Genomic DNA, 18905 nt, shown 5'->3' on the forward strand with positions numbered 1-18905 from the left:
TTTAATATGGCTTTTTAAAAGCCCTTGTTATGGTTAAAATTATGGTAATACCCTAGTTAGGGAACAAAAAATATGTGTAAGTTTGACAACTGAAACCAATGTCCCATTGGATTGCCATACCTTTACAAAAATAGGATATAAAGCCTTGCAATCAAATAAACACTACGTACTTTTCCTCTGCATTCTTTTTGTTGGCACATTTTCTAGTAAAGCTCAGGAGCAGAAAGTGGTGCCACTAACCGTAAAAGCAGTAGCGGATACCATTGTTGCCCCTCTCTTTTTGGTACCTTTAAATCAGGATAGTATGGTTTTGGATTCCATTGCATCGGATTCTTTAAACGAAAAGCCACCGCTATTACTGGACAAAATCACTTACAAGGCCAAAGATTATGTAAGACTGAGTCAAAAAGAGAACAAGATCTACCTGTATAATGAAGCTGAAATTTATTATCAGGACACCGAACTAAAAGCTGGTGTAATTACCATGGATTATGTTAAGAACGAAGTTTATGCCGGCCGTCTTAAAGATTCTTTGGGAAATTATACACAGTTACCCTACTTTAAGCAAGGTTCCCAAGTTGTAATACCGGATTCCATCCGCTTTAATTTTGATACTCAAAAAGCTATTATTTTCAACTCCAGAACCGAACAACAAGCAGCCGCTGGAGCACTAGGCAGCGATGCTATGAAAATATATGCCGAAATCACAAAAAAGGAAAACGACTCTGTTTATTTTTTAAGTGAGGCCAAAATTACCACAGCAGAGGATACTATAAATCCAGACTATTACATTAGAGTCAAAAAGGCAAAATTTGTTCCAAAGAAAAAGGTGATAGCAGGATTTAGTAATATTTATATTGAAGATGTACCAACGCCCATAGCAATGCCATTTGCTTATTTTCCCCTAACGGTGGGACGCGCAGCCGGTGTGTTGATGCCTTCCTTTGGAAATGACCCCAACACCGGATATTTTCTCCAAGATATGGGGTACTATGTTCCCTTGGGAGATTATGCAGATGTGACTTTTTCAGGAGATTTTTACACGAACGGGAGCTGGGGTATGCGGGCGGCATCCGTGTACACCAAACGCTACAAGTACCGAGGTAATATTAATTTTAGATACGAAAATCAGGTACGTAGCCAAAAAGGATTTAGTGATTATAGTTTATCCAAAAATTATAATATTCAGATTTCCCATTCACAGGACACCAAGGCCAGTCCAAATTCCAGGTTTTCTGCCTCTGTTAACTTGGGGAGCAGCGAATTTTATCGGAACTCCTTACAACAACGAAATTTACCCAATACACAAAACAACACATTATCTTCCTCCATATCCTATTCAAAGACTTTTCCGGCCTATCCATCGGTAAACATGAGCTTAACGGCAACCCATTCGCAGCTAACCTCCCCTACGGCCCAAGAGGACAATCCTGACAATATTACGATGACCCTTCCTACCCTACAGACAAGCATGGAACGTATCTTTCCATTTGCCAAGAGGGACGGTATCAAAAAGGGATTTATCCAAAATATAAATTTTCAATATGATTTAAACGCCCAAAACCGACTGACCACCAATGATCAAGATTTTTTAACCAGTAGAATGTTCGATAATGCAAGGTTCGGCGCTAGACACCGCATACCTATCAGCACCAATTTTAAAGTGGCCAAATACTTTAGCGTTAGCACAAGCGCAAACTATGAGGATGTTTGGACCTTGGAGACCTTTGACCAACGATTCGATACGGAAACCAACACGGTTGTTCGAGACACCATTAGCGGCTTTGATCGGTTTAATCAATATAATTTTAGCGCTAGCATAGGTACCACAATCTATGGAACCTTTAATTTTGGTGAAGATAAAAAAGTACAGGCTATACGACATGTTATGCGCCCATCCATTAGCTACGGTTATGCACCATCATTTGACCAATATTACGATGAATACCTGGATGGAAATGGCGAAATAGTACAATACACACGTTTTCAAGGCACCTTGAACGGAGTACCTAGACTGGGGCGCTCCAATGCTTTAAGTTTTTCCTTAGCTAATGTTTTAGAAGCCAAGGTTAGGGATAAGGATTCTACAAAGTTGGAAGCTAAAAAAGTGCCGCTTCTCAGCAACTTGAATATTTCCAGTGCCTACAATTTTGAATCGGATTCCCTAAAGCTTAGCCCCCTAAACATTAATGGAGGCACCAATATATTGGATAACAAAATGTCAATTAACTTTTCTGCCAACTTGGACCCCTATGCCATTGATAACAATGGTACCAGAATTAACACCTTAAATGTCAATAATGGAGGAAGCCTTTTTAGACTAACTAGAGCCCAGACCAATATTACCTATTCTATTAGTAGTGATATGTTTGGAAAAAACAAGGATGAAGAAGATGATGAAGAAAATCCTTTTGACTATGTAGCACAGAGTGGCGGCAGAACAGATGATTTATTTGGCAGGGCAGATAGTTTCCAAGACAGACCAATGGATACTAAACCTGATGGCGATATTGAAAACCCAAGATATGGTACAAAGGTTCCATGGAATTTTAGATTGGCCTATACCGCTGGATACAATAATAGGGCACGGGAAAACACCTTTGGTAATCATTCCCTAATGTTTTCGGGCGATATTGAGCTATCCCCAAGGTGGAAAGTTGGGGGATCTTCTGGATACGACTTTCAAAACTCCGGGTTTACCCTTACGCAGCTTCGTTTTGAACGGAATTTAGGAAGTTTTAATATGCGATTTAATTGGACCCCTTTCGGACAATTTAAACGATGGTTTTTCTTTATTGGGATTGATGCCTCTATACTTAGCGACCTAAAATGGGAAAACAGAAATCAACCGATTAGAAACTAATATTAAATAAAGTAAAATGAAAAAAATAATTAATACCGATAATGCTCCCGCCCCAATAGGACCTTATAATCAAGCCGTATTAACCGGTAACACATTATACATTTCAGGACAAATACCAATGGATGCGAAAACAGGTAACCTGATAGAAAATGACATTCAAAAAGAAACGAAACAGTGCATGATTAACCTAAGCGCTATTCTGACCGCTGCCAATATGACTTTTGATAACGTAGTAAAATCGTCCATTTTTCTAAAAGATATGCACCAATTTTCCGAGGTTAACGAAGTATATGGCACCTACTTTAATGCGGAGACAGCACCAGCAAGGGAAACGGTAGAAGTTGCAAATCTTCCAAAATTTGTACGTGTAGAAATTTCTATGATAGCAGTAAAGTAGTCAGCAATTAAATACAAAACTAAATCTCTAGAAAGTAACCAAGTAACTTTAAGGCTAAAAGTCACATTAAATAAACATAGTTTTATCTGAGCCCAAAACTCTTGTACCACTACATATTGGCTTTGTGAAACTCCACTAAACCTTCTATTGGGCGTTGTCTAATGACGCCTACAATCAAATCGTTTCGTTCTAATACGGTCACAAGTTCATCACGCAAGTAATGTGCAATACTTCCCACGAAATTAATTGGCACCTTAGTAGCCAATTCAAACTGCATTACGTAATTATTAATAAACTGCTGAAAACCCTTATCTATGACTCCTTTTGAATATGGATGCTCTTTATTCTCGATAAGAAAACGGGCAAACGTGGCCAAATAGGTATTGGGGTTAGGTTGTTTGTACAAGTTCTCTTTTATGTGGTCGGCTTCTAGATTATACTCTTTGGCAAACTTAATACCAAGGTCCTGTGGCATCTTGTGAAAATAATAATCCCGTATCAATTTACGTCCAAAAAAGTTGCCACTACCATCATCCATAGGTATGTAGCCTAGGGATGTTACTTTTTGAAAGAGTTGATGTCCGTCATAATAACTGCAGTTAGACCCAGTTCCTAAAATACAAACAATACCCTGCTTGCCAATTTTAGTAGTGGCAAAAATAGCGGCATAGGTATCCTCTTTTACTTCTGCTTTCGCATTCGGAAAGAAATCTTTAAATATATCTCTCAGGAATACTTTCATTCTAGCCGTTCCGCAACCAGCACCATAAAAATAAAGATGGGTAACATTTTCCCGGTTCTTGGATAGCTCAAAATTATTGGCCAATCGATCTTCTATAACTTCTTTGGTAAGCACCTCTGGACTAAGCCCTAGTGTCTGTGTTAAAAAAAGTTGGTTTCCCTTGTCGTCCAAGGCTATCCAATCGGATTTTGTGGCACCACTATCAACTATTAAAATCATACAGCTATCCATTTAAAAATAATCCTGAAAATAAAGAAAAATACCCTTACTTTCAGGAAAATTTATGTAAAACCTATCCTATTACCTATAAACTGTTTACATGCTGAATAAGATCTACCATTTTGTTGGAAAAACCTGCTTCGTTATCGTACCAGCAAATCAACTTGAAAAACTTAGAATTTAATTCGATACCTGCACCTGCGTCAAAAATACTAGTTCGTGCATCGCCAATAAAATCTTGTGAAACCAAGGCTTCCTCGGTATATCCAAGCACTCCGTTCAACTCCCCTTCAGAAGCATCTTTGAACGCTTTTTTAACCTCCTCGTAGGATGTTTCTTTTTCTAATCTTACCGTTAAATCTACCACCGAAACATCTGCTGTGGGAACTCTAAATGCCATACCGGTAAGCTTTCCTTTTAATTCAGGAATTACTTTGGTAACCGCAACTGCTGCTCCGGTTGATGCCGGTATAATATTCAACATAGCACTTCTACCACCTCTCCAGTCTTTTTTAGAGGGACCGTCAACGGTCATTTGTGTAGCCGTCGTAGCATGAACGGTTGTCATTAATGCCTCTTCGATACCGAAAGCGTCATTAAGAACTTTAGCCATTGGTGCCAAACAGTTCGTTGTACAAGAAGCATTCGAAACAATGGTATCAGAAGCTTTCACATCTTTATGGTTAACACCCATTACAAACATTGGCGCATCTTTGGAAGGCGCAGAAATCACTACCTTTTTAGCCCCGCCATCGATATGGTACTGTGCTGTTTCCAAAGTAGTAAAGATACCAGTACATTCTGCCACGGTGTCTGCTCCAACGGCATCCCATTTAATGTTTTTTGGATCTCTTTCCGCAGTAATACGTACTGTTTTGCCATTCACCACCAAATGACCGTCTTTTACCTCAACAGTCCCATCAAAATGTCCGTGAACGGAATCATATTTTAAAAGGTAGGCCAAGTGCTCTACATCCAACAAATCGTTGATGGCGACTACATCTACATCAGCACGTTTTACAGAGGTTCTAAAAACCAATCTACCAATTCTACCAAATCCGTTAATTCCTATCTTTAAGTTTGACATTTTATCTGTGTTTATAAATTAAAATTATGTTGTCATTATTTCTGAAACCCGAATGAGCTCCTTGTCTATTTTTGTGTGCCCTTTTATCGCCTTATTGATTGGGGTAAGGATTAGCTTATTATCCTGTACGCCTACCATTAGACTGGTTTTGCCCTCAAGAAGTGCCTCCACCGCTTTTACGCCCATTCTACTAGCTAGCACCCTGTCGTAGCATGACGGCGAACCACCACGCTGCATATGCCCAAGTACAGATACTCGAACATCATATATCGGAAGGTGCTCTTCCACATACTCAGCAAGTTCAAATACATTCTTTCCAGATTTATCACCTTCCGCTACGATAACAATACTAGAAGATTTACCAGATTGTTTACTTCTTTTTAAAGAATCCAACAAACGGTCCAAGCCTAAATTTTCCTCAGGTATTAAAATTTCTTCCGCACCGGCACCAACACCAGCGTTTAAAGCTATGTGACCTACATCTCTGCCCATAACCTCCACAAAGAATAGCCTGTTGTGAGAACTAGCCGTATCCCTTATTTTATCAATAGCCTCTACAACGGTATTCAAAGCCGTATCAAAACCTAGGGTAAACGTAGTCCCAAAAATATCGTTGTCTATCGTACCCGGAATTCCAATAACAGGAAAATTATATTCTTGATTAAAAATCATGGCACCCGTAAAACTACCATCACCACCAATAACTACAAAAGCATCAATACCCTCGGTAATTAATTGTGCATAGGCTCTTTTTCTGCCTTCAGGTGTCATAAATTCTTTACACCTAGCAGACTTTAACATGGTTCCACCTTTGTTGATTATGTTATTTACACTACGCGCATCCATGGGCTTAAAATCGCCTTCTATCATTCCTTGGTATCCTCTATAGATTCCTACACAATCCAATTTGAGATATGCACAAGTCCGAACTACCGATCTTATGGCTGCGTTCATACCCGGAGAATCTCCACCAGATGTAAGTACGCCGATTTTTTTAATTTCTGTAGACATTGAAAAATTTAAGCCAACGAAAGTACTAAAAGTTAGTAGAATAATGAAATTGAAAAGCAGGCAATTTCAATTCATTCAACAATAACGTTTTCGTTGTTATATTTTAACCAAAATGCAGCCTTAACCTATCATTTACTAACAATATCTTCGAAATAATAAGCTGTCCAAGGTATAAGAATTGACTTGTGATAAGCTTGCTTAAGTTACCCTTAATTGTATGCAACCTATCCAACAAGCTAGAGTGGATTACTACTTTTAGCTTCGGTTTTGTTAAAGATTTTCCTCAAAAGCTCACTGAATGTATTGAAATCTACTTCGTAGGAAAGTCCTGCGCCCTGTGTAGACCCTTGTTGGTCTGGCAAAAAGGCTTGGATTTCGCGTTGGCGACTAAAGAATTTTGCACTTAGCGTCCCTTCTTCATTTAGCAAGAGTTGAATCTCAAAATCACCGGCAACTAGGTTCTCACTAGAAGCTCCTACGGGAACCCCAACCTTGCCATTGAACAAAACACGGTCACTAATCTGGGTAGAAACTGTAAGTCCAATTCGGTTATCGGTCTCTATATCCGCGTTACGGTCCAAGATTCCTTGCTCATAAGAAAGGCCTACATTTAGTTTATCGTTACCACCACCTAAAATTGAGTTTAATATCCCTGAGGCACTTTGTATTAAGTTACCTGTAATCGCCTGTTGATTAATTCCGCTCTGATCATTTACAAAATTACCTTGCGCCAAAAGAAAAATAGCGTTCTTCTCCTCTACCGTTGGATCCTGCAATCTATACTCTAGCTCTGACTGCACAATAGAATTGGTTCCTGGAAATTCTATACCAAATTCTATGTTGGGACTTTGTAATTCTCCCGTCAACTTAATAACAACATCGGTAGGTATTCTTCGTGCAAAAGCTTGATTATCCAATAGAGGTGCCGGATTAGCATCAATGGAATAGATGGCTTCCATATTTACATCTGCTTCTAACGGTTTTTGGTCCCAGTTTATGGTTCCTCCAGGTTTTACCGCAAAAGTCTTATCTATTATACCCCCGAACTTATAATTAAATTCTCCGGTTACTACAACAAAATCTCCGTACATCTCGAACTTACCGTTGGTATTTATCTGTAAAAGTATAATCCCTACACCTGTACCCTTTAAAGAACTGCCCGTCTTTGTATCCGTGACAATTTCTACTTCGGCCTCTGGCGTAATATCTAAATCAAACTCTAGCTCTAAACCTTGATAGTCCTTTAAACTTCGTTGTTGATCAATATTGTTGATGCCATTTTTTTCAGTGAAATTTATAAAGGAATAGTCGCCAATACTAGTAACGTCACTTAATGGTATTTTAAGAGAGGTCCCTTCTGCTGTTTGTCCGTTAACCTTGATGTTTAATGCGGTTGTTGGACCATAAATGCGACCCGTACCGTTTAGATAGCCTTTACCATAGTACAAATCTCCCTCCTTAAAATCCGTATTCAAAATTAAAAAACGATCGTTCTTGGTATCTACATTTAGGTTTAAAACCCAATCTTTGAAGTAACTATGGCTTATAGTACCATCTAGATTAGCCTTTGTTCCTTTTGCAACATCCGTTAATGCAATATTTTGAAAATTAAAGGTTTGATCGCCAAGTAGCACCTTTGAGCGCATTCCAAAATCATAGTCCACATTTAAGTAAGGTACAGCTATTCCTGCATTATCCAAAGTGAGAACACCGTTAAAACTTGGATTGTCAACAGCACCCAAAATATCTACAGCACCATCCATACTGCCTCTTATACGATCTATTACACCTTCACCTAGGGGACTAAAGGGTTCTAAACTAAAATTACTGAACATAGCCCTTAAATCGGCTTTGGGTATCTTTCCTTTATTTTCGATAGCACCTACGACACTAAACTTTTCTATGTCTTTTTCAGTTAGTTGAGAGTTTACCTGAAACTCGGTTAGGTCCCTGTTTCCAACAATACTAATTGCCAAATCACCTAAACGGGTCTTATTGATTCCAAAATCAACAATATTTAAACTGGAAGACGGCAGGTAAATTCCATCTTTTTGCAAAATATTAAGGTTTCCGTTTACCTCTCCTTCCAACTTAAGGCTATCGATGACTGGAGTAATTTTATCCAAGGATACTATTTTAAACTGTAACTGTAAATCTTTATAGGTTGAATCCGCAATTTGACCTTGCAACCGTATTTGCTCGCGCTCCTCGTTATTCATTACAATTTCCTGAATAGTAATACTATCCAAGGAACGATTTAAAATCACCTTGTTTTTAGAGTTTCCGTCTTTGTTCAAAACCCATTTGTTGCCCTTAAAATTTACATCCGAAGTCTTTAAACCAATTACAGATTTATTATCCTCGTTAAACGTGTGATAAAAATTGAGATTATAACTATCGTTAAGCTCACTTCCTCCCTTAAACTCGGACCTAAAAAACAGGGTGTCTTTTAAGGTAGTGTTGATGAGGTTAAAATCTTTAAAATTATAATAAGGAGTGCTTAACTCCCCGACCGATACAAACGTATTGAATAGAGGGTTTTTGTTATCGATCTTTAGCTCAATATTATCGGCTTCGTTACCAAAAGCGGCGATACTTGGTGACTCAAAATTGAGCTTAAAATCACCTTCATCCGCTACTATTTTTCCTTTTATGAACGTATTGGGATCAAAGCGCACTTCCGGAAAGAAAATATCTACAATCTTATTGTAGATTTTAAAATTGAACGATAGGTTTTGACCACTAGAAATTTCGAATGGACGGAAATTCGTATAAATACTACCCACAGAGTTCTGAAGTAGTTTACCGAGTTCGTTTACTTTAAAATTCCCTTTCATAAAACCAGTTATTATATCTGGTGAATTTATATCTATGGAACGTGCACCTTCCTCATCAAAAGCGGAGGCTATGGAAAAGTCATCAAAGTAATAAATATCGTTTACGTTCTCATAACTGGTCTGGGTAAAGTTAATCTCCCCAACAATATTATCCAGTGTAGTACCCGTAATATCCATGGCGACCTTACCCTTAAAAATAGAAACACTATCATTGATAAAGTTTAAGGTTTTAAGATCAGCATAGGCCACATTTGCTTCAAAATTGAAATTATTCCGGTCTTTGCTAAAATCGGCCAACCCTTGGAAATCAAATCTAAAGTTCCTATCATTACTGGTAAGGGAACCATCGAATAGCTCATCTTTTAGAACCCCCGAAACCTTCAAATCTTTATACGCATATCTATTAAATTCAATGCTATACACTTGACCTGTAACCTCGGTATTTAATTTTTCCTGCACAAAACCCTTGCCCTCAACATTAAAATCCAAGGTGGTCTTTCCTACAGTTGAACTTGCCACAAAATCACCTAAATCAAAATCTATTAGGGATACAAAGCCTTTGTAGGTAGCATCGTCGATATTGTTAAAATTAGTCAAAACAACATCGGCGTAACTACTTCCAACCGCAGTATTGAGGTTCACCTTTGCATCTATGGATGAGTTGGTTATTATCGCATTACCCCTAATTGTAAATTGCCCAAGTTTGCTAAAAGAAGAAGGCAAGGAGTTCCCCACTAAATTAGGTAACAGTGCATTTAATTGGTAATAATTGCTGGTCACATTTTTCATTTTTGCGTCCAGCGCAAAAGGCTTTTGTTTGTTGAATAGATTCTTAAAATTAAAATCTCCACGTATCCCTGTATTATCAGAAAAAAGAAAAAGATCATTGGTATTTAAATCATTAAGCACGCCATTAATATTGGCGCTAAAGGTGGCTTGTTTTCCTTTTCCAAATTCGTTGTACAAAAGGTTTATTTCATCAAAAGCTACGGTAGACTCCTCAAAATTGGCCTCCAAGTTCACTTTGTTCAGAAAATCTATAAAATCTTCTCTATTATAGTTGAAGACAACATTCCCGTTGAGATTGGATAAGGGCGTTTTAATTTGCAAGGAATCAAAACGCATCTGTTCTTTGGTGTACTTAAAACGCGTAGCCATCTGTTCAACCTGAATACCTCGTTCGCTCAAAAAGGACATTTCCTGTATGTCGGTAGATACCTCCGGACCCAAAATCTGAAGGTCATTTCCGATGATATTTAAATTATTGAACAGTAGGGCCTGTTCATTTTCCAGATTCTCATCGATATATTGAAACTTACTCTCCTTAATATCTACCTTCGAGGAAGAAAAGAAAAATGGTGGAGCACCAGGCGCCCTGGGTTTTTTATTATCAAGCTTATCTACAAAAACATTTATGTTGGTGGTTCGCTCACCGGCATAGCTCTTTAATTTAAAATGAAGCTTATTGATATTAATATCCCCAAACTCCAGTCTTCCTTGCATCAAATTTCCCAAACTCAAAACAGAAGTTTTTAACTCATCTACGAAAAACAAGGTGTCTTTTTGGTAGTCTTCTATATAAATCCCTTTTAAGGAGGTATCCCAAGAAATTAAGGAAAACCGTAACCTGTCTATATTTATGTTGGTCCCAAATTCCGTATTCAGGGTTGTGGTTGCGTACTGGGCCAATCTGGTTTGAACCACCGGCAGGGAAAGGACCATGGTTCCCAAAATACATATCAACACCAGAACCAAGATCGTCCTGATCAGTATTTTCCTTAATTTTTTGATAGGGCTTTATGTTTTACCTTTGTCATTCAATTTTTATTCCAAACCCGTTGGATACCGAAACTAATTACATACTTGCCATAGAATCGTCTTGTGACGACACTTCTGCTGCCGTACTAAAGAACAATAGCGTGCTTAGTAATGTAGTCGCCAGTCAGAAAATACATGAAGAATATGGAGGGGTTGTACCGGAGCTTGCCTCCCGTGCACACCAGCAAAATATCGTTCCCGTAGTTGATCAAGCTTTAGCTAAAGCAAATATCGATAAAAAACAGTTATCAGCCATAGCATTTACACGCGGACCTGGTCTTTTGGGTTCACTTTTGGTAGGCACTTCTTTTGCAAAGTCCATAGCCCTTGGTCTCGATATTCCGCTAATAGCGGTAAATCATATGCAAGCGCATATTTTGGCCCATTTTATCAAAGATATTGATATGGCATCTCCTACGTTTCCTTTTTTAGCCTTGACCATTAGTGGAGGGCATACTCAGATTCTGAAGGTGAAGGATTATTTTAAGATGGAGTTACTAGGACAAACCCTGGACGATGCCGTAGGAGAAGCCTTTGACAAGAGTGCAAAAATACTTGGACTACCCTATCCTGGTGGTCCTTTATTAGATACCTATGCACAAAAAGGAAACCCACTTGCATTCGAATTTCCGATACCAAAAGTAAAAGATTTAGATTTTAGCTTTAGCGGCCTAAAGACAAGCATCCTATACTTTGTGCAGCGGAAAACTAAGGAAAATCCGGATTTTATAGCTGAAAATCTTACTGATATCTGTGCATCTATTCAGTACACAATCGTAACCATTTTAATGCGAAAGCTAAAAAAATCTGTTAAACAAACAGGAATAAAAACTGTTGCCATTGGTGGTGGTGTTTCCGCTAATTCCGGTATTAGAGAAGCTTTGTTGGATGCAGAAAAAGAATTAGGATGGAAGGTGCATATACCTAAATTTGAATACTGTACGGACAATGCCGCCATGATCGGTATTGTAGGATATCTAAAATTGAAAAAAGGATACTTTGCGGAACAAAATGTAAGCGCAAAGGCCAGATATAGTTTTTGAAGTAGCACAAAAATTAGCATTGCGCTTTTGCAGGTAGCAAAGTTACGATGTGATTGCTCATTTTAGCTACTATGTATCTGAAACCTGAACCTTAACCTTAACCTTAACCTTTAAAAAGAGAATACTATGCAGCTGTTTTATAATCAAGAATTAGGGAAAGAATCGAAACATTTTACCTTCGACAGTTTTGAAAGCAAACACATTGTAAAGGTATTGCGACGAAAAGTTGGTGACGAGCTGCAAATCACTAACGGAAAAGGGCTTTTTCTGTTTGCCACCATTAGAGATAACAACCCTAAAGCCTGTGCTATTGAAATTACGAAGTATAAAAAAATACACCCCACAAAACACCGATTACATATGGCTGTAGCGCCGACCAAAAATAACGATAGGTTTGAGTGGTTTTTGGAAAAGGCAACCGAAATAGGCGTGCATGAAATAACGCCAATCCTTTGCGAAAGGTCGGAACGGAAAACCATAAAATACGAACGTTACGACAAAGTAATTCAATCTGCCATGAAGCAGTCTTTCCAAGCCTATTTACCCAAGCTAAATCCGTTGACCACATTATCAGATTTTTTAAAAGAAGACACAGAGGGTATGCTGTTCATTGCCCATTGCGAAAATAGCGAAAAGTATGAGCTAAAGCGGACGCTTGCTCCAGACAAACCAACCACTATATTAATTGGGCCCGAAGGCGATTTTACCACAGAAGAAATTAAAAAGGCAAAAGCAAGAGGCTACCTACCCGTGTCTATGGGCAAAACCAGATTACGAACGGAAACTGCTGCTATCGTTGCCTGTACTACGGTTGCCCTGGCCAATAACGGATAGCCCTTCTCATTATCCAAAGAGTAGGATAAGTGGTTTGTTCAGCTTCCCCATTTTAAACAAATTAATAATCAAGCGCTCTGCTTTATGAGTAGACAGGTCTTTTTTAGCGATTCCAAAAAATAAATACTGGACCTATATCAACAATGCCAATGTTGCGCTACTTTTAACTATGTTATTGTGTAAATTTGGTTCTTAGCAAAACCTAGATATATGAATAGGCTTATAATCCTTTTACTTTTTTGTTCTTTTTCGGTCGTTTCTGAAATAACGGCACAAGAAGTAGGAATCCTAAAATACAATGGCGGTGGCGACTGGTATGCCAATCCTACCGCTATTCCCAACCTCATTCGGTTTTGTAACACCAATATTGGAACTCGTTTAAGCGAGAAACCAGCTACGGTAGAAGTGGCTAGTAGTGCCATGTTTCAATATCCGTTCGTACATATGACAGGACATGGCAATGTTGTATTTTCACCCGAAGAATTAGAGAATCTAAGAAGCTATTTACGGTCAGGCGGTTTTTTACATATCGATGACAACTATGGAATGAAACCCTACGTGACTCAACAACTAGAATCCCTTTTTCCAGAAATCTCATTGGAAGAAATTGGTGCAGACCATCCTATCTTTTCTCAAGAATATGAGTTTCCAAAAGGGCTTCCAAAGATACATGAACACGATGGACAACGACCACAGGCATTGGGTATTTTTCACGACCAACGTTTAGTACTTTTATTTACCTATGAATCAGATTTAGGCGATGGTTGGGAAGACCAAGCAGTGCATAACGATTCTGATGAAGTTAGACAACAAGCCTTAAAAATGGGAGCTAACATTATATCCTACGTCTTTAAAAACTAAATTATGACCTCCAAAACCATTTCTAACGGTATCCTAAGGGCTATAGGCATCCTCACTGGAATCCTGATTATCCTCTATTTTTTCTATATTATCCGATCTGTTTTGGCCTATTTGGCCATAGCTGCCGTTATTGCCTTAGTGGGTAGGCCCATTGTTTTTTTTCTTAGGGAACGTTTAAAACTTCCCAATATATTGGCCGTGGTCCTAGCCATGGTACTTATGATCGGGCTTTTAGCCAGTATTTTTGCGCTATTTGTGCCTTTAATCTCGGAGCAGAGCAAAAACCTATCCCTATTGAACATGGAAGAGCTACAAAAAAGCATCAATACGCTCTACAAGGAAATAACGGAATATGTTGGCGTATCCACTAATGTAGTAGGCAATGTAATTCAAGAAAGTCGACTAGAACAGAATATCTTAGAAGGCCTGAATTTAAACTTCATCCCAAATTTTCTAAACTCCTTTTTAGATGTGCTCAGTAGTTTGAGCATAGGCCTTTTTTCCATCCTGTTTATCTCGTTCTTTTTCCTAAAGGATAGTAAACTATTCCAAAACGGGTTATTGATTTTTGTTCCGAATACTAGAGAAAAGGGTACCGTAAATTCTATCAATAAGATAAACGGCCTACTCTCCCGTTATTTTGTTGGATTATTACTACAAATATTCATACTTTTTATCATCTATACCATTGTGCTATTAATAGTTGGGATTGAAAACGCAATTGTCATTGCCTTTTTATGTGCCCTTTTCAACATTATCCCATACATAGGGCCTATTATTGGAGGTGTACTGATGATTCTACTAACAATGACGAGTAATTTGGGTATGGATTTTAGTACGGTTATCCTCCCGAAAGCTGGCTATGTGTTAATAGGTCTTACTATTGGACAGCTCGTGGATAATTTCTTTTCACAGCCCTTTATTTTTTCCAACAGTGTAAAATCGCATCCACTAGAAATTTTCTTGGTCATTATTATTGCAGGTCTATTATTCGGGGTGGTAGGTATGATTATAGCGGTTCCGGGATACACCGCCATTAAGGTAATTCTAAAGGAATTTTTGGCCGACAACAAGATTGTAAAATCCCTGACCAAAAATCTATAAAACAAAAATGAACGATGCTATTTTGCATACCGATGTACAAAAATTCATTAACACAAACCTTAACATCGATATCCCAACATTGCTGTTTCAGAAATCTTCTTTTGAGGATGTTTCCTCAAAAGAACTGGCGGAGCAAATAGAAGCAAAATACAAGTGCAAAAACAAATTACCTACCTGGTTTTCAACAGAAAATATCTATTACCCAAACAAGCTAAATATCTCGCAAACATCATCCGAAATGGCTGCCGGCTACAAGGCCCGTATGGTAACGGGTAGCTCCCTAGCGGACATTACCGCCGGCTTAGGAGTAGACAGCTATTCCTTTAGCAAAAAAATAGAGCGCGTTTACCATGTTGAAAAAGATGAAAATCTATCTAAAATCGCCGACCATAATTTTAAGCAAATAGGGGTATCCAATATTAATTTTGTTTCTAGTGATGGAATTGATTTTATAAGGGAAACCAAAGAAAAATTTGATTGGATTTTTGTTGATCCATCACGGAGGACAAATACAAATAAAAAAGTGTTTTATCTAACGGAATGTGAGCCTGATGTCACGAAACATCTAGACCTACTTTTTACAAAAACCCAAAATATCCTAATCAAAACAGGACCACTTTTAGATTTGAACGCAGGATTAAAACAACTAAAGCATATAAAAGAAATACATATCGTTTCGATTGAAAACGAGGTAAAAGAAGTATTATGGATTCTAAAGGAGGGTTTCACAAAAGAACCGATAATAAAGTCGGTAAATATGAGGAGTGATAGCGAGCATCGTTTCGATTTTCATCTTTCCGAAGAAAGGCTAGCAGCGCCCAAAATTTCACAACCTCAAAACTACCTCTATGAACCAAATGCAGCATTGCTAAAATCAGGTGCTTTTAAACTGATCAGTTGCAGATTATCCGTTTACAAATTACACACCCATTCCCATTTGTACACCTCTGAAACACTGCAAGATTTTCCGGGAAGACGTTTTGAAATCAAACAAGTGTTAAATTATAATAAAAAAGAGGTAAAGAGAATAGGGCTAACAAAGGCAAATATTACCACCCGAAACTTTCCGGATAGCGTTGCCGTAATCCGAAAAAAACTCAAAATAAAAGAAGGAGGAACGGACTATCTGTTTTTTACCAAAAATATGGAGGATAAACCTATAATTATTCATTGTCTTAAGTAAAGCTAACTTACCCAAATCCTAGCACCTTAAAGGATTCGGCTTGTATAATTTTTATTGATCTAAAGCATGCACTTATGATGGCTAAGATTTGGACAAACTAATACAGTACTATGCGCCTATTATTTTGTGAAAATCACAACCAACCCTTAAGAAATCAAATGATATTAGTTGCTATGATAATAAAAACTTCTTAAACATGGTAGCCACCATGGCTTTTATAACTACCTTAGTTGTTACACAGAGAGAAACTCACACTTTAGACACATACGATTATGAAAATTTTTATAATGTTGGTATTTCTTGGAATTGGTTCCTTCCAAAGTAATGCTCAAAAAGAGACACCAAGAATACAATGGGTGAATGGTACCGTATTAAATTCTGAACAGGAACCCGTAAAACGTGCTATCATATATCTAGATTCAGTAAAAACAAAAATTAAGACGAATAAGAAAGGTGAGTTTAAGATAGGTATGAAACCTGACAACAAAACGATTTCCGCATTTTCTTGGAATTATGGTATTGTAACAAAACTGTATGACGGGAATAACGGAATGCTAATTGTCTTCCCTGAAAGTAAATCTGTTGTTTCAGAGGAGGAATTGGAAGAACTAGGTTTTGAGACTAAGGTCAAACGAACTAAAAAAGAACCAAAGGACTACAGTAAATATTTAAATATGTATCAACTTATCGCTACAGAAATTCCTGGAGCAAGAGTTAACGGAAAAACGATTCAATTGGTTCCGGTAAATTCAGTTCAAGCCGGGCAAGATCCTTTGATTATAGTAGACGGTACACCTGTAAGTTCCTTGGAGTTTATCTTTCCTAGGGAGGTTGCTTCGGTTAGGGTGCTACGCGACGATGCTGCTTCCTTTTACGGGTCGCGGGGTGCCAATGGCGTCCTAATTATCAAGATGAAAAACTAATTAGATTAAACCTACGCAGGTCATCATAAAAAAGCTAATCTAAGTCTATCTTCGCATATGAGGTCATAATATGAGGTAAGAGCTCTGAGTAATTCATAGCTAGTACAATGTTGAATATCTATTTTGTAACCTTTTGCATTCATCTTACTTGTAGCCCATGACCACATAATCGGATTGCCATAACCTCTCTTGAATTTATAATCCATCGAAGGATACAACAGCATGTATATTGATTGTTTTACCCACTATCGATACTAGTCTAAGATTGCCTAGTTTTATCTACCTATTCAAAGTGAAGATGTCTACTTTAGGAATTATTCATTACTGTAGCTTAACTCAATACTCGGGATAACAATCTGTTTAAAACGAGGTTTATCATTTTTCAGCAGCTCATCCATAGTAAGCTGGATGAATTGTCTATTGGGCATCTAATTGTAGGGTTGACGTTAAATAAGATGTCGTCAATTCTAAGGTAAACGCCTCACCGATTTGTACCTAAAATGATTTGAAATTTGTGTGGTTCCATATAAAAGGTTGTATTTTTATAATGAATAAAGAAAATCCATTTCTCAAGAATTTATTTTTAAGTTTTATGGATACCAAAAAATTGCTTGCGTGTTAAAGAAATCACTATTCGGGATTTGCCTTTTGGCATTACTCGTGCTTGGCTATTTCTTATATAATTATTACTCGGAGATATCCTTATCCGAATATCAGGATTTAACAGTCGAATTACCCATGCATTACAGCGGCAAGAAATTTGCTGGGTCCACATCCTGTATTCCTTGTCATGAAGAAATATACAAGACGCATATTTCAACTGCGCATTACAATACTTCAGCTCCAGGAGATTCTGAGAATATTCTTGGTAGCTTTAACCGTGGTGAGAATACAGTTAATTTAGCAGGTAGTCTCGTAAGCATGACACAAGAAGAGGGTGAAGGTTATCAAACCTCAAAAACATATCATGGCAAAGTACTTGAAAAATCAAAAATTGATATTACCATTGGCTCTGGTGTTAAAGGTCAATCCTATCTAACATTTGAAGGAGATTCCCTATATCAACTACAAGCCTCCTATTTCACCTTAACGGATAGCTGGATCAATAGCCCTGGATATCCCAACTATAGTTTTAAAAGACCTGTGATGGACAATTGCATTAAATGTCATGTTACTTTTGCGAAAAACGAAAAAATTTCAGGGGAGTCGAACGTTTATGATAAAAATTCCTTCATGTACGGTGTGGACTGTGAACGTTGCCATGGCCCTTCCAAAGACCATGTGGATTTCAGAGTGGGAAATTTAAAGCAATTAGCCTTTGACCCTATAGTACAAGCAGAAACGCTAAACCGTAAACAGCAAATGGATGCCTGCGCGCAATGTCACGCTGGTCTCCGAAACAATCAGATTACTGAGAATCCGTTCTCTTTTCTTATAGGCGATAATCTAGAAGAACATTCTAAAAATTATAATGCCAGCGGAACTAATGTCGATTTAGATGTACATGGGAACCAATATGGTCTTTTAATAAGTAGTCCCTGCTATAAAGAAAGTACTGAGATGAACTGCATCACTTGTCATGACCCTCATAAAAACCAAAGAAGTAATTCACAACATTTTAATTCCAAATGCATATCCTGTCATAACCAGCCAGAAATTTTGCACACAACTAATTCAGGATCTGATATAAAGGACTATACAAACTGTATATCCTGCCATATGCCAGAATCCCCTTCCAACGTTATGAAAGTAAGGTCAACTAAAAATGGCTTTGAAAAATCGGTTAATGTTCGAACCCATCTTATCGGTGTGTATATAGATAGTGTGTTGCAAAAGCAAACACAACCTTAATACGAGACGTACTCAAAAATATACCTTATAAACATGGTAAAAAAGGTAGTACTAGCTTTGTTTAGAATAGTAGTGCTAGCATCTTTAGGTTTACGCCTTTACTCTTTACACACTAGAATTTCCAAACGAGCT

Annotated in this window: 13 protein-coding genes; 9 read left to right on the plus strand and 4 right to left on the minus strand. The window is 37.8% G+C overall.

The genetic code is table 11. The annotated features are described in order from the left end of the window. Nucleotides 1-82: 82 nt before the first annotated feature. Both MS6x_RS02350 and MS6x_RS02355 read left to right on the plus strand, forming a co-directional pair. Nucleotides 83-2863 carry a putative LPS assembly protein LptD gene (locus MS6x_RS02350; protein ID WP_482605172.1) on the plus strand — a complete coding sequence of 927 codons (2781 nt, stop codon included), beginning with the start codon at nt 83-85 and terminating at the stop codon, nt 2861-2863. A 16-nt stretch (nt 2864-2879) separates the two neighbouring features. Then, nucleotides 2880-3260, plus strand: a complete 381-nt coding sequence (locus MS6x_RS02355; protein ID WP_482605173.1) for a RidA family protein — start codon at nt 2880-2882, stop codon at nt 3258-3260. Nucleotides 3261-3369: 109 nt separating this feature from the next. On the opposite strand, the gene MS6x_RS02360 is transcribed toward MS6x_RS02355, so the two are convergent. From MS6x_RS02360 to MS6x_RS02375, 4 genes are all read right to left on the minus strand, one after another. Continuing rightward, complete coding sequence (locus MS6x_RS02360; protein ID WP_482605174.1) at nt 3370-4221, minus strand: N-acetylglucosamine kinase; 852 nt, start codon at nt 4219-4221, stop codon at nt 3370-3372. Between the two features lie 85 nt (nt 4222-4306). Then, nucleotides 4307-5308 carry a type I glyceraldehyde-3-phosphate dehydrogenase gene (gap, locus tag MS6x_RS02365; RefSeq protein ID WP_482605175.1) on the minus strand — a complete coding sequence of 334 codons (1002 nt, stop codon included), beginning with the start codon at nt 5306-5308 and terminating at the stop codon, nt 4307-4309. Nucleotides 5309-5332: 24 nt separating this feature from the next. Then, complete coding sequence (gene pfkA, locus MS6x_RS02370; protein WP_482605176.1) at nt 5333-6319, minus strand: 6-phosphofructokinase; 987 nt, start codon at nt 6317-6319, stop codon at nt 5333-5335. 236 nt (nt 6320-6555) lie between these two features. Then, on the minus strand, nt 6556-10878 hold the full coding sequence (locus MS6x_RS02375) for a translocation/assembly module TamB domain-containing protein (protein WP_482607129.1): 4323 nt from the start codon (nt 10876-10878) through the stop codon (nt 6556-6558). Between the two features lie 77 nt (nt 10879-10955). Here MS6x_RS02375 and tsaD point away from each other — a divergent pair, with 77 nt between their 5' ends. From tsaD to MS6x_RS02410, 7 genes are all read left to right on the plus strand, one after another. Beyond that, entirely contained in the window at nt 10956-12017 is a 1062-nt protein-coding gene (gene tsaD / locus MS6x_RS02380) for a tRNA (adenosine(37)-N6)-threonylcarbamoyltransferase complex transferase subunit TsaD (RefSeq protein WP_482605177.1), read from the plus strand. A 126-nt stretch (nt 12018-12143) separates the two neighbouring features. Next, on the plus strand, nt 12144-12851 hold the full coding sequence (locus MS6x_RS02385) for a 16S rRNA (uracil(1498)-N(3))-methyltransferase (RefSeq protein ID WP_482605178.1): 708 nt from the start codon (nt 12144-12146) through the stop codon (nt 12849-12851). Nucleotides 12852-13061: 210 nt separating this feature from the next. After that, nucleotides 13062-13712 carry a DUF4159 domain-containing protein gene (locus MS6x_RS02390; protein WP_482605179.1) on the plus strand — a complete coding sequence of 217 codons (651 nt, stop codon included), beginning with the start codon at nt 13062-13064 and terminating at the stop codon, nt 13710-13712. Between the two features lie 3 nt (nt 13713-13715). Then, the gene (locus MS6x_RS02395) at nt 13716-14816 is read left to right on the plus strand and encodes an AI-2E family transporter (protein WP_482605180.1); all 1101 of its coding nucleotides are present in this window, start codon (nt 13716-13718) and stop codon (nt 14814-14816) included. A gap of 7 nt (nt 14817-14823) precedes the next feature. Beyond that, nucleotides 14824-15999: a class I SAM-dependent methyltransferase gene (locus MS6x_RS02400; RefSeq protein WP_482605181.1), complete on the plus strand. Its 1176-nt coding sequence runs from the start codon at nt 14824-14826 to the stop codon at nt 15997-15999. A 272-nt stretch (nt 16000-16271) separates the two neighbouring features. Continuing rightward, complete coding sequence (locus MS6x_RS02405) at nt 16272-16922, plus strand: TonB-dependent receptor plug domain-containing protein (protein ID WP_482605182.1); 651 nt, start codon at nt 16272-16274, stop codon at nt 16920-16922. A 615-nt stretch (nt 16923-17537) separates the two neighbouring features. After that, nucleotides 17538-18773, plus strand: a complete 1236-nt coding sequence (locus tag MS6x_RS02410; protein ID WP_482605183.1) for a multiheme c-type cytochrome — start codon at nt 17538-17540, stop codon at nt 18771-18773. Nucleotides 18774-18905 lie beyond the last annotated feature (132 nt).

Source organism: Maribacter sp. MS6 (assembly GCF_056839185.1).

Bases quoted from the DNA above. Each gene is read 5' to 3' on its own strand.
- MS6x_RS02355 (WP_482605173.1), top strand. From the start codon at position 2,880: ATGAAAAAAATAATTAATACCGATAATGCTCCCGCCCCAATAGGACCT.
- MS6x_RS02375 (WP_482607129.1), bottom strand. From the start codon at position 10,878: ATGGTCCTTTCCCTGCCGGTGGTTCAAACCAGATTGGCCCAGTACGCA.
- MS6x_RS02360 (WP_482605174.1), bottom strand. From the start codon at position 4,221: ATGATTTTAATAGTTGATAGTGGTGCCACAAAATCCGATTGGATAGCC.
- MS6x_RS02385 (WP_482605178.1), top strand. From the start codon at position 12,144: ATGCAGCTGTTTTATAATCAAGAATTAGGGAAAGAATCGAAACATTTT.
- gap (WP_482605175.1), bottom strand. From the start codon at position 5,308: ATGTCAAACTTAAAGATAGGAATTAACGGATTTGGTAGAATTGGTAGA.
- MS6x_RS02405 (WP_482605182.1), top strand. From the start codon at position 16,272: ATGAAAATTTTTATAATGTTGGTATTTCTTGGAATTGGTTCCTTCCAA.
- tsaD (WP_482605177.1), top strand. From the start codon at position 10,956: ATGTTTTACCTTTGTCATTCAATTTTTATTCCAAACCCGTTGGATACC.
- MS6x_RS02390 (WP_482605179.1), top strand. From the start codon at position 13,062: ATGAATAGGCTTATAATCCTTTTACTTTTTTGTTCTTTTTCGGTCGTT.
- MS6x_RS02395 (WP_482605180.1), top strand. From the start codon at position 13,716: ATGACCTCCAAAACCATTTCTAACGGTATCCTAAGGGCTATAGGCATC.
- MS6x_RS02400 (WP_482605181.1), top strand. From the start codon at position 14,824: ATGAACGATGCTATTTTGCATACCGATGTACAAAAATTCATTAACACA.
- pfkA (WP_482605176.1), bottom strand. From the start codon at position 6,319: ATGTCTACAGAAATTAAAAAAATCGGCGTACTTACATCTGGTGGAGAT.